This window comes from Streptomyces sp. NPDC048671 (assembly GCF_055587045.1).
Map to the genome: position 1 here is coordinate 92,970 of NZ_JBVJHB010000012.1, position 12,801 is coordinate 105,770.

6 protein-coding genes are annotated in these 12,801 nt (G+C 72.5%); all 6 read right to left on the minus strand.

Annotated elements, in window-relative coordinates; all coding sequences use genetic code 11:
* Window position 1 precedes the first annotated feature (1 nt).
* Complete coding sequence (locus tag ACZ6S6_RS24595; RefSeq protein ID WP_469706955.1) at window positions 2–2,986, minus strand: SNF2-related protein; 2,985 nt, start codon at window positions 2,984–2,986, stop codon at window positions 2–4.
* Between the two features lie 81 nt (window positions 2,987–3,067).
* Window positions 3,068–4,216 (minus strand): protein kinase domain-containing protein, encoded by a 1,149-nt coding sequence (locus ACZ6S6_RS24600; protein WP_469706956.1) that lies wholly within the window; start codon window positions 4,214–4,216, stop codon window positions 3,068–3,070.
* A 144-nt stretch (window positions 4,217–4,360) separates the two neighbouring features.
* Window positions 4,361–5,605, minus strand: coding sequence for a TIGR02679 family protein (locus tag ACZ6S6_RS24605; protein ID WP_469706957.1), 1,245 nt, complete (start codon window positions 5,603–5,605; stop codon window positions 4,361–4,363).
* Window positions 5,596–9,792 carry a TIGR02680 family protein gene (locus tag ACZ6S6_RS24610; RefSeq protein ID WP_469706958.1) on the minus strand — a complete coding sequence of 1,399 codons (4,197 nt, stop codon included), beginning with the start codon at window positions 9,790–9,792 and terminating at the stop codon, window positions 5,596–5,598. The genes ACZ6S6_RS24605 and ACZ6S6_RS24610 overlap by 10 nt, the downstream gene beginning before the upstream one ends.
* Window positions 9,789–11,033, minus strand: coding sequence for a TIGR02678 family protein (locus ACZ6S6_RS24615; RefSeq protein ID WP_469706959.1), 1,245 nt, complete (start codon window positions 11,031–11,033; stop codon window positions 9,789–9,791). Before ACZ6S6_RS24615 ends, ACZ6S6_RS24610 begins: the two co-directional genes overlap by 4 nt.
* Window positions 11,030–12,607, minus strand: a complete 1,578-nt coding sequence (locus ACZ6S6_RS24620) for a TIGR02677 family protein (protein WP_469706960.1) — start codon at window positions 12,605–12,607, stop codon at window positions 11,030–11,032. The genes ACZ6S6_RS24615 and ACZ6S6_RS24620 overlap by 4 nt, the downstream gene beginning before the upstream one ends.
* Between the last annotated feature and the right edge of the window lie 194 nt (window positions 12,608–12,801).

The following is a 12,801-nucleotide window of genomic DNA, read 5'->3' on the forward strand; positions in this document are numbered from 1 at the left end:
GTCAGTTCTCCGCCGGATCGAAGGCGTGGTCGGGTGTGTGATCACCGGAGGCGGTGTCCGGCGCGGGCTTGTCCAGGACGGCGAGTACGCGCAGGAGAGGGAGACCGGTGGTCTCCAGCTGGTCGAGGAGATCGGCCTGTTCGCCGACGGTCTTCTCGACCTGCCGCTTACGGCGGGTGCTCTCGCCGGTCAGGGAGTCCAGGGACTCCGCACGCCAGTCCACGAGGCGCTTGCGGTAGTCGGCGAGCGGGACGCTGAGCTGCCGCGCCCACTCCTCCTTTGACCGCTCCAGGTGCTCGCGGGCCCGCGCCACCGCTGCCGGCACCAGCGACTGGAGGTGGCCGAGGTCGCGCGGGTCACCCGTGCGGGCGAGGTCGGGCCGGACCCTCGCCGCGTGCAGGGCCGCCGTCATCTCCGCCACCGGGGCGTCCGGGTCGGGGGTGACCGCCATCCAGCGGACGACCGTGGGGCGGCCGAGCGCGTTGGAGTAGATGCCCTGGATCAGGAAGGTGGGGTGCCGCACGTGCGGGGAGGTGATCACCGGGGCTTCCTGCCGGCCGAACTGCACCAGCACCTTGTCGGTGAGCCACTCCACCACCGGGTGGACGTCGCTTAGGTACGAGACGGTCGGCCAGATGGTGTCCGTGGCCTCGCGGGCCTCGGTCAGCTTGTCCTGGGCCAGGCTCCGGTCGAAGGAGAGGATCATGCGCTTGGCCACCCCCTGCTCCTTCAGGTAGGACGGCGGCAGGGCCTTGAGCCGGCGCAGCAGATCGGGGGCGAGCTCGGGAGAGAGGGAGAGGTACGGGCGGTGCTTGGCGTCCTTGCTGCGGGACAGGCCGATGACGTCGTCGGCACGGTCCTCGTACAGCTCGGCGAGCGCGGAGTCGACGAAGGCCGACGTGTCGCCGTCGAACAGTGAGGGCACTTGGGCGCGGGCCGGCGGCCTCTCCTCGGTGATGGTGTCGACCTGGCCGAAGAGAGCCGTCAGGTCTGCATCGTCCGAGGCGGGTGCGGAGTCAAGGAAGTCCTCGACCGTGCCGCCCGCCATCAGCTCCCTGATGAGGCGCCGCTCCTCCTCGTCGGCGCGGAAGTAGCCGGTCTCCGCCTCTGCTGTTCCGCTCAGCTTGTGGGCCTCCTCCTCGCGGACGAGGAGCTTCTCGGCGACGGTCCTGTCGTCCTTGACGCCCGGCTGCTCCGAGGTGAGGATCAGTGCCCGGAACTGCGGCTCGTGGCGCTGCCCGTAGCGGTCGATGCGTCCGTTGCGCTGCTCGATGCGGATCAGCGACCACGGGATGTCGTAGTGGATCAGATGGTGGCACTGGCGGTGCAGGTTGACGCCCTCGGAGGCCACGTCACCGGCGAAGAGGAGGCGCACCGGGGCGCCGGCGAGGCTGAACTCCTCCCGGATCAGCCGCTGTTGCTCCTCGGCGATGCCACCGTGCATGATCCGTACGCTCTTGTGGCCGCCGTCCTTGTCAGGGGTGAAGCCGAGGCGCGCGGGCACCTTCTCGGCCAGCCACTTGAGGGTTTCGACGCGCTCGGAGAAGATCACCGCTCGGGTGTCGCTGCGCGGCGCTACACCGATCTGCTCCAACTGCTCGACCAGGGCGTCCAGTTTGGTGGAGTCGCCAGGCGCGCTGCCGTCGCCCATCGCCTCGGTCAGGGTGCGCAGCCTGGCCAGGGCGCTCTGCTCGCCTTCGACCGCCGGGTCGGGCCGCTTTCCGCCGTTCGCCCTGTCCCGCACCCGTTTGGCGAGCGAGGCGACGCGTGTGTCGACCAGTGTTCCCAGCGCCTTGTGGGAGGAGAGGAAGGTCTTCAGGACGTTGTACGCGAAGAGCGGGTCCGTACTGACCGAGGTCCGCTCCTGATCCGCCGTGCCGAAGTCGGTGCTGCCGGAGGGGGCGGGCAGCCAGTGCTCGGCCAGCTCCGCGAAGATCCGCTCCTCGGCCTCGTTGGCCGGGCAGCGCAGCGAGAGGGTGGGCCCGCGGTCCGCCCACTTGGTGCCGATGCCGTTGCGGACCTCGGGACTGATCTTCGTACGCCTGATGAAGAGGTGTCCGAGGTCGTCCGCCGGGTCGTAGTGGTCGCGGTCCGCGATGGCGGCGGGGTCGAGCAGGGACACCAGGTCGGCGAAGGAGCGCTTGTCGCCGTTGTGCGGGGTGGCGCTGGCCAGGATCAGGGCGTCGGTGCGCGGGGTCAGTGTCTCGGCGAGGGCGCGGCGCTGGCTGCCCTGGTTGATGAGGTTGTGTGATTCGTCGATGACGACCGCGTCCCACTGGATGCGTTCCAGGTGGTGGCGGTACTGCCCGATGTTCTTGAGCGTGTCCACGGAGATAATCACGCGCTTGTAGTGCGTGAACGGATTGCGGCCGGCGGGGATCTCGCGCTGGATGCGCTGGATGCCCAGCGAGTCCAGCCGCACCAGCGGGATCGAGAAGCGGGTCCACAGCTCGTGCTGGAACTGCTCCAGGACGCTCTGCGGGGTCACGACGAGGATCCGTTCGCCGCGGCCCCGGCGGATGAGCTCGGCGAGGGTGAGGCCTATTTCGAGGGTCTTGCCGAGGCCGACGACGTCCGCGATCAGGATGCGGGGGCGGAGGTTGCCCATGGACAGGGCGAGCTCGGCGGGCCGCTGCTGGTAAGGGAGCGGGTCGAGGAGGAAGCGGTCGGCCAGGGCGAGGCCGCGTTCGGTCTGCGGCAGCGGCGTCTTGCGCAGGACCGCTTCGAGAAAGAGGCGTCCGCGCCGGAAGTGGGAGGAGGTGTCGGGCACCAGGCGCGTCTTCTCGGGGTCGAGGATCTCCACCGTGTCTATGCCGGTGTAGAAGACGGCCTCCTCGTCCCGTACGAACTCCGAGACGCCGATGGCTTCGATCCGGTCGCCGTCACGCGTGTGCTTGGTCCGACGCGCGTTCCTGACCAGCCATTCCTCGTCCCGGACGAGGATCTGTGCCCCGGGCGGAAACCTCGTCTGCCCCTGCTCTGACACCCGTGGTCACTCCGTTGTTCGGCCGGGAAAACGCGGCGTGGTCATATCGCCCCAAGTCTGTCATGGGGTGTGTACAGCACCTCAGAAGGATGCGTCGCTCGCATAGGCGGCCCGTAGACCCTCGGCGATCCGCAGCGGTGAGGAGGGCCGGACGCCCGGACGGGCGGGTGTCCTGCTCGTCCCGGGCTTCTCGGGGGCGGGCGGAACAGCGTCGAAGGGTGCGTCCTCTTCCGGTACGTCGTCCTCCGCGTCCTTTGGCCGCGGCGGAGTCTCGTCGTCCTCGTGCGCGGCGACGTCCACCAGGGTCGGGGTGTAGCCGGGCAGACACTCGGGAAACTCCGCGTGCACGGACAGCGCCACCTCGGGGGTCAGCTCCGTGAGCCGGTGCTTGGCCTGTGGGGCGGTGAGCCCCTGGCCTGCCATGACAGCGACGAGCTGCTCGATGACCTGGGGCAGTGTCGGCCGGTCGGCCGGGTCGAAGGCGAGCATGGCGGACATGAGCGGTTCCAGCTGGGGCGGCAGACCGCTGAGGTCCGGCGCCACGGCCGGGTCCTCGATCTTCAGCGCGACGGCCTGCCAGCCGGCGCCGGCGTACGGGTAGTGGCCCGTGGTGGCGTACAGGAGGACGGCGCCCAGGGCGTAGACGTCCACCGGCCGGCCCAGCTCGTGCTCACCGCGTGCCTGCTCAGGGGGCATGCACAGCACCGAACCCACCACGACCCCGGTGGCGGTCAGTGTGGAGCGTCGCTCGGCCAGCACCGCGAGGCCGAAGTCGATCACCTTGGGGCCGGCCGGAGTGAGCAGGATGTTCTGGGGCTTGAGGTCACGGTGCAGCAGCCCCGCCTCGTGCACGGTGCCGAGCCCCTCGGCGAGCAGCGCCCCGAGACTGGCGCCCGCCACCAGGGGCAGCACGCCGTGCTCGGCGACATGGGCGAGCAGGTCGGCCCCCGGCACGTAGTCGACGGCCAGCCACGGGCGTTCGGCATGGGCGTCGGCGGCGACGAAAGAGGCGATGAACGGCCCGTACACCGTCTTGAGGCTGTCCACCTCCAGCAGGAACCGGGCCCTGCTGTCCTCGTCGAGGACCGACGGTTTGATCACCTTCACCGCGACCAGCTGACCGGCCGGTGACTCTCCGAGGTAGACCTGTCCCATACCTCCGGCGCCGAGTCGGCACACGAGCGTGTACACGCCGATGGTTCGGGGATCGTCGTCCCTCAGTGGTTCCACGGCGTGCGGTCCCTTCCTGGTCGGTAGCGGGGTGGGCGGCGGTCGGTCGCCCGCGCATCCGGAGTCTATGACCGATGACGACACGGCGTCCCACGGACGATGACCGTCGTCACAGCCACGCGTGAACACGGAAGCGGGCCCGGCTCATCCGAGATCGGACAGCAGACTGCCCAGCACCGCCTCCTCCTCCACCCGCACGCCCGCCTCCTGCAACGCGTCCGGCAGACCGGGGTCCCACGGGGCGTCGGCCCGTACCCCGGTGAGGGGCGGGCCGGCGGGCAGTGTGTGCACGGCGGCGCGGTAGTCGGCCTCGGTGTAGCGCCACGGGCTCCAGGGAACCCGCCGCAGCAGGGCGGCGGCGATACGCAGACCTCCCCAGTCGAAGTCGCCGTGGTAGCGGAAGCGGCTGCCGTGTGTGTGGAGATGGCTCAGGAGGACGAGAGCGGCGGCGGACGGCTGCCCCTGGAGGCAGACCAGAGGTGCGCACCGCGTGCCGTACGTGTCGGCGGCCGCGGCGAGCACGGCCGGGTTCTCGCAGATCCGGACCATCGGCGGCGCCGAGCCAGGCGGGCACCGGGTCAGCTGCCGCAGCGTCAGCACGGCGGGCTCGCCCGCGTCCGCGAGCCAGTCCAGGGCAGGAGTGCCCCGCAGGTTCAGGGCGAGCACGGTCGAGGACAGCTCGTCACGCAGCAGTCCCACCGACGCCCACACCTCGCGCCGCCCCTGCGCACCGCTTGCGTCGGGAACCCCGGTCAGCGCCCGGACGCCGGAGAGGGTGAGGGTGCAGAGCGGGGTCCCGTCGTCCAGCGCGTGCGCACTGCCCAGGAGCCGGGAGGCGAACGCGGGAAGCGACACCGCAGGCTCCACCGGGAGGGCCCGGATGGCGGTGGCGGTCCGGCCGAGCAGGTCGGCGGCGGCGGTGGGGGTACCGGCGAGGCGCCGTACCAGCCCGTCGTTCCTGAGCCGTTCGGCCCAGCCCCGGAGGGCGGGGACCTCGTCCGCCAGGGCGTCGAGCGGGGCGTACGCCTGTGCCCAGGCCCGCTGTTCCTCGGCGCGCGCCTGGCCGAGGAGGGTGACCGGCCCGGTGAGCGCCACCACGGCCGCGGCCAGTCCCGCCGGGCTGATGCCGGAGCGGCGCAGCAGCTCGTCCACCGCGTCGAGGCGCACGGACAAGGACCGGCCGCCACCCGGAGCGCGCCCCAGCAGTCTTTCCGCCGCCATCCGTTGGTCCGCCGTGGGCGAGCTCAGCGATACCGGGCCGGTGAGCGGCCGCCCGCGCTCCAGGCGCCGGCGCGCGCGGTCGACCAGCCAGCCGAGTCCGGGTGCGCCGAGGAGTCTGCGCAGCCGTACGTCGTCGACCGTCACCGCCGTCGCGGGGGTCAGTTCCACAGCGGCTCCGGCGCGTCGGCCGCCTCGGGCCGGGGCGCGGGAACCGTGTGCTCGGGCCCCACCGGGTCCGGACCGCGCCGCCTTCGCGTGCCGTCCCACTCCCACCGGGTGACGAGCACCGCCGCGATCTCGTCGATCCGCGACAGCTGGGCGATGGCGATGCCTGGCACCTGCGGGTAACAGGCCCACTCGCGCTCACTCGTCATCACGACGTCGAGGTCGAAGGCGTGCAGCAGGCCCAGACACTTGGCGCGGGAGTCGTCGTCCACCCCGGCGAACGCCTCGTCGAGGGTGACCAGGCGCGGTGCGTACGGGCTGCCCGCACTCGCGTAGTGGGAGGACGCGGCGGCGAACAGCGGAACCGACACGGCCAGCACCCGCTCGCCGCCGGAGGCGGGTCCCGTGGCCGGGATCCAGCGGCCCTGCTGGTGGCGCTCGACCCCGAACTCGTGCCAGGTCCGGTAGTCGAGTGCGGCGGTGAGGTGGTCCAGCCAGCTGCCCGAGGCGTCGTCGGTGTGCTGGCGGGCGATCTGCTCTTGCAGGAACTCGCCCACGGCCGCGCGGTCCTCGGCGGTCCAGACGTCGGCCGACCGGCGCAGCCGCTCCCTGGCCGGGGCGAGGCCGGCGGGGGCCTTGCGGGATGCCCGCCACACCAGCCTCAGCCGCATGCCGGTGGAGGTCGGCCGCTCCTCCAGTTCGACGTTCATGTCCCGCACCTGCCGCTCGGCCGCGCCGATCAGTTCCTGGAGCGTCCCCGCGACCTCCGTGACCAGATGGGTCTCCAGGATCTCCCGCTCCCGTGCGGACAGGATGCGGGCCAGTTCGCCGACCTCGACAGCCAGCGCCGCGGCCAGGTCCGGTACGGCTCGTTCGCGGCCCTGGTAGGTGATGTCGACGACCATGCCGTCCTCCACCATCCGGGCGGACGCCCGGTGCCCGTGCCGGGACAGGGTGTCCTGGAGGGTCTTGAACTCCTCGCTGAGCCGGCGTTGCACCCGTTCCCAGGCGCTGTCGGTGTCGTCGGTGGCGGCCAGCGCCGCGTCGATGGCGCGGGCCAGCGCGATGGCAGGGGTGGCGGCCCATGCGCCGCCGTCCACGGCGGGCACCTCGATGTCGGGCACTGCCACCGTCATCAGTCCGGTACCGGTGAACCGCTGGAGTGCGGCGATGGCCTCCGTACGGGCCTCGGCCGCCTCCCGGAGCCCTTCGTGCAACTGCTCGATGCGGCCTTCGGCCTTGCTTGCCGCCCGGTCGGCCTCGGCATGGCGCCGGTGGGCGGCCCGCTGCTCGCTCTCGCACGTGCGCGACGCCTCCGCGGTCTGCGCCAGCAGGCGCTGGAGTTCGTCAACGGCGGCGCCGACCGTGGCACGCAGAGTGCTGAGGCGTTCGTCGGCCGCTGCCGCCTCGCTCTCCGCCTCCTTCGCACGTTCCGTGAGCTCTGCGGCACGCTCGGCGGCCTGCCCGGCCTCGGTACGCTCGTCCGCGACCTGGCCGCCGGCCTCACCGCGGTCACGCAGGGCGGGCCAGAGGGCGGCCAGCACCTCGGCGAGGGCGCCGAGTGCGTCACGTACCGCCGTCAGCCCTTCCTCGTCGGCCGGCATCCTCAGGTCCTCGGCGGTCCGGGCGAGATCCGCCGCGGCCGACTCGCTCCGCTCAGCCGCTTCCAGGAGGGCGGCGGCCCGCTCCTCGCGCCGTTCACCGGTCCGGCGCAGGGAATCCGCGGCGGCTGCCGCCCGCGCGTGTGCGCGTGTGAGGGCGGTCTCGTCGGGTACGTCCGCCACCTCCGCGTCGAGCACACCGCGGCGGGCGGCCACCGTAGCGGCCAGTTCCGCGAGGGTCTCCAGTTCGCCCCGCAGGACGCCGAGTTCGCCGCGGATGGCGTCCATGCGGGACCGGCGGGCAGCCTCCCGCGCGCCCTCACCGATGTACTCGGCGGTGGTTTTGGCCCACCGGCCGGTCAGCGCGCCGACCCGGAAACGCCCGTCGACCGCGGCCCAGGTCGCGACTTCGCCCTCCGGCCCGGCTTCTCCACCGGCGCCGCCATGCTCACCGGCCACCGCAACGGCACCCCGCCCGGCACCGATCGCGGCGAGCAGCCGGGCCACGGTCTCTTCGCCCACGGCCGCGGCCCCGGCGTCACCATGGTCCACGGCCGGGCGCAGCAGGTGACCGAGCGACGCGCCCCGTACCGGAGCCCCGGCCGGAGCGAGCAGCACCTCGTGGGTGTCGGCGGTGAGAACCGCGCCGCTGGGCAGCACCCAGGCGTCCAGCATCCCGGACGCCTCCAAGGCGGCCTCAAGACCGGCGCGTTCCTCCTCACGGAGGCCGTTCTCGAAGTCCACCAGCCGCCACAGGGGGGCGCCCGTCAGCCGCTCGCGCAGACCGGGGGTGCGGGTGCGCGGCGGCTGCGGTGGACGTCGCCCGCCGGCCTCCAGCGCGGTCAGTTCCTGCCGCAGCCCGTCGGCCTGCCCGGTGAGTTCGGCCCGGCGCCGGGCGGCGGCGGCAGCCTGCTCGGCCAGCCGTGCGGATGCGGCGCTGTGGGCGCGCGCGGCCTCGGCCCGCGCCGGGTACGGGCCGTGGAGACGGCCCACCCATTCCTGGAGTTCGTCCAGCAGGCCGGGCTCGTCCGCGTAGGCGAGTTCGGTCCAGCCACGGGCGCGGGTGCGGACTTCGTCCAGCAGCGCGCGTCCGGCGTGCGCCACGTCCTCCTCGGCCAGGCCGAGTTCCGCCGCGGCCGCGGAGCGGTCGGCATCGGCTTCGTCCAGTCGGACGGCCTGCGTGCGCCGTTCCTCCGAGGCGCGGGCGGCGGTCCGGGCGAGGCTCGTCACATGGGTGTGCGCACGCCGGCCCCGCTCCACGGACTCCTCGACGGCGCTACGCAGTTCGCTCGGGGCGAGTCCGTCGTCCGGCAGGCCGTCCCCCGGCAGGGCGATCCGGGCGGCGGCCGCGGCCTCGCCCGCCTGCCGATAGGTGTCCCGGGCGTGCCGGTCAGCCGCCCGGAGCCGGTTCTCGGCGGCACCGAGCCGTTCCAGGCCCTTTTGGTGCAGCCGCACCGCCTGGTCCCGGTCGCTCCGCGCGCGCTGTTGCGCACGCGCCGTGCGCTCCACCTCGTGGTGTGCCTGCTCAAGGTTTCCGGCGCTGCGCATCTCGGGGCTTTCCCGCAGGGCCGCGTCCTGGGCACGGAGCCGGTTCTGCCGCTCCTCCAGCGTCGCGGTGAGCTCGGCCGCCGCCTGTCGTTCCTCCTCGGCCCCGGCCTGCTGTGCCTGTGCCTCGGCGAGGTCCCGTTGGCGTTGCTCGTAGCGGGAGTGCTCGGCGCGTGGCAGCCGGGCGCGGCGGCGGGTGGCGATGCGTGCGTAGCGCCGGTAGTGCTCCAGAAAGCCGGCGGCGGCACGCTCCGCGGCGGAGGCGGCCGCCAGTTCGGTCTTCTCCTCATCGAGTGAGCGGAACGCCTCGGCCACGTCGGCGATCACGGCCTGGTCCACCGGTGGCAGGGCCTCGGTGAGTGCGCGGGAAAGGGCTGCCTCGTTGGGGCGCTTGGACAGCTGGGGCTGGCGCAGCTGGATCAGCAGGTCGACCAGGGCGGCGTACCGCTGCTCGCCGAGCCCGAAGAGGGCCTCGTCCACGGCTCTGCGGTAGGCCCTGGCCTGGTCGTACACCATGCCGTGGCCGGTGAGGGCTTCGGCGAGACGGTCCCTGGTCAGGGCCGTGCCGGTGGCGTCGACCAGGCTGAGGAATCCCTCCGCGGGTGTACCGGGTCCGTGCTGGACGCGCCGGCCGGTGACCGCGTACCAGTGCCGGGCGATCCCGCGCCCGCTCACCGCCTTCAGTCCGCACAGCAGCGTGCGGAAGTGGCTCTCCCCGGTGCTCGCGTCGAGTCTGCCGAACTCGATCCAGGTGTAGCCGAGGCGCTCGGTGTGCGGGTGCTCACCGCCGAGGAGGAGGTTCCATTCCATCCGCTTGCCGGGGTCACCGTCCGGTTCCACCCGTCGCGGGCTCAGGTCGCCGTCGAGCAGGAAGGGCAGGGTGAGCGCGAGCACCTTGGACTTGCCGGTGCCGTTGTTGCCTCGCAGCAGCAGTCGTCCGTCACGGAAGTGGAATTCCTCCACGTCGTAGTGGAAGAGGTCGACGAGCCCGATCCGCAGGGGCTGCCAGCGGGTGCGGAGGGGCTCGGGGAGCGGGTTGGTCACGCCTGACCGGCCTTTCGCTGTGCCGGCTTGCGCGCGCTGCCGGGTGTGCCTGGTTCGAGTACGACGGGTTCGCCGACCGCGTAACGGGCCAGCGCGGGGCGGGGCTCGGCCCCGTCGGCGGTCCGGGAGACCAGGCCGAGGGCGGCGAGCCGGGCGACGGCCTGCTCGACGAGCTCGGCCTCCATGCCCGGCTCCCGTGCGGCCTTGGACCAGAACGTGCCGTGTACGAGGGCGAGTTCCCGCACCCGCTGGGTGAGCTGGTGGGTGGTGACGGGCCTGCCCGTCCCCGCCAGGTACTCGGCGAGCAGCAGGGTGACGTGGCCGTGGGTGCCCTGCTCGGGCATCCGTACGTCGGTGAGGTCGTCCTCGGGGTCGACCATGGCGATGCCTTCGGCCCGGATCTCGGGCACCAGGCCGGTCAGCTCGGCCACCCGGGCCGTGAGAAACCCCCGCTGCCTGGTGAGATAGCTGAGTTCGGCGTCGCTCAGCTCGTCGTAGTAGACCACCGGGTCGTCCAGAAGTCTGCGGGTGAGTGTGTGCCGCATCGCGCGGAAGCGGAGCTCCTCGCTGTCGAGGGCGGTTTCGGCGACGAGCTGCGCCAACCGGTCGGCGGTGGCCTCGGCCTGCACGGTGGAGGGCCCGCGACGGGTCGCGAGCAGCCCCGCCAGTACCCGGCGTTCGACGTCGTAGAGCACGTCGCCCGCCCCGTTCACGTACGCGTCCTCATCTCCGGCGACCCGGCGCAGCACGCCGAGACCGAGCAGGAGCCGCACGACGGCCGCGAGGTCGAGGCGCTCGTCCCGGCGGTCGAGGGTGAAGTGGATGCCCGACGCGACAAGACCGGGATCGGTGGCGTCGAGGACGACCTGGTCGGCGAGACGGCCGAGAGCGATCTGGGACTCGCCGCGCTCCAGGGCCGCCAGGGCCAGACAGAGCAGGACGTAGCGGCGACGGGTGAAGGGGGCGGCGGCACGGGTCGCCTCGCGGGCGGGGTGTGTGGAGTCGTGGAGCACGCCGGGGATCTTGCGCAGCCGGGCGGTCTCGGCGTCCGTCTGGAGCGGCCAGCCGGTGTTGCGGTCGAACCACTCGCGGAGTTCTGAGGCGTGCCGTCGCACGAGGCGGAACTCGTCCGCGTGCTTGCCGTGGGAGAGGAGGAGCGGCTGTTTCAGCAGTGCGCGGGCGGCCTTGCGGAGCTCGGCGGCGTGCTGCCCGTCGAGCACTTCGGCCAGTGGCGTGGTCATCGTCCGCTTCCTCCGTACATCGGCCCGTCGCTGTCGGTCAGGTCGACGATCTCGATGAGGTGATCGGGCCCGTGGAACGTCCCCGACGGCGTACGGATCTCTGCCGCCGGCCCATCGGCCAGAGCGCTGAGCCTGATCTCCATGGAACCGTCGTTGCTGGTGGCCGCGGTGTGCCGCATACCGGGCCGCCAGGTGGCCAGGGCGTCACCGAGCAATTGGAGGAAGAGTCCGAAGGACACCGGGTCGAGCTCGCCGAGCTGGGACAGCCTGACCGCTCCGTCGGTGACGAGCCGGTCTCGGGCAGCGGCGGTCTCGGCCACCTGTTTGGCCGCCACCTCGGCGAGGTGGCGTCGCCGCTCCTGGCGATCCTCGATCTTGCGGGGCTTGCCCCGCCGCTCGTAACTTCCGGTGCGGCGCAGTTGGGGGCTGATCCGCAGCGGCTCCGCGGCGGCCCAGGGAGTGGCGGCGGGCACCGGTGCGGCCAGTCGGGCGGCCAGAGTGTCCGCGTCGGCCGTGAGGTGCCGGGCGGGGTGGAGCCCGAAGGCCGCCCGCCACAGCTGGTGCCGCGACGCGTCGTCGGGGGCCTCGGCGAACCAGCGGGCGAGTGTGCGGAAGTCGGCGGAACGGTCCGACCGGCCGGCCCGGCGTTCCCCCAGCACACGGACGACGGCCAGCATCTGCGGAATCGCTCCCAGCGCACGGCCACGCAGCAGTCTGGCCTGCGACTCGCGGCCGTCCCGGCTGAGGAACCACACCGCGAGCCCGTTCCAGCGGCCGGCCCAGTGGGCGTACGCCCTCTGGGCTGCGGGCTCCGCGTCCTCGGGCGCGGCGTCGGCCGCCTCCCGCCCGGCGGCGGCCCTGAGCAGGACCTCGATCCTGCCCGAATCCTCCAGCTCCACGATGAGCTGGGCGATGCGCCCGCCCAGGGTGATCAGGTCCTGGATGAAGCGCTCCAGATACTGGATGAGGCGGTCCTTGTACGCGAGGAAGACCGCTTCCTCCACCTCGTGCAGGTCGATGGTGCGCTGCAACGAACCCATGAACGCGCGCGCGTTGTCGGCGAGAGCGGCGAACCGGCTCACGAGCGCGTCGAGCGCGAGGTACGTCTTGCCGGGATCCGGCTGCTCGTCGGCGGTGAGTACGAGGAGGGCTCGCAGCTGCGTGACGATGTCGTGCAGGGCGATGGCCTGGAGGGCGCCTCGCCGCCCGAGTGCCTCGTCATAGGCGGCAAGGGCTTCCTCCGCCGCCTCCCCGGCCCGGGTCAGCTGGTAGATGAAGCGTTTGCGGTAGAAGTCCTCGACGGCGCTGACCCGCCCGGTGTCGGGGTCGGCCCGCAGATTGCCCCACCCGACCAGCTTGTCCAGTGCCTTGACGACCCCGTCGAGCTCACCCGGCCGCACGTCCCCTGGCAGTGCGGCATACACGTCCTCGGGACGCAGATGCACGGCGAAGTGTTCCTTGGCCATGACGAACGCCCGCATGACCTGACGGTAGAGGGCCGTGTTCTGCACGGTGAGGTGGGCGAAGGGGCTGAACCCGTCCGGCCCGGAGCCTGGAGCGGTGGTGCTGGTCATCACCCGTTATTGTGCCGTGGCGGCGGCGCTCCCGGACAGGAACCAGAGCGCTTGTCCGGTTAATGACGGTATGCGGGGTACCTGGCCTCCTCCCGGAGAGTCGACTTCACGTCGGAACCCAGGCGCTCTCACCGGCCTCGGCGAGCGACACGCCGGCCCCCGCGCCGCAGGGCCGGCGGTGCACTCCGTCGAAC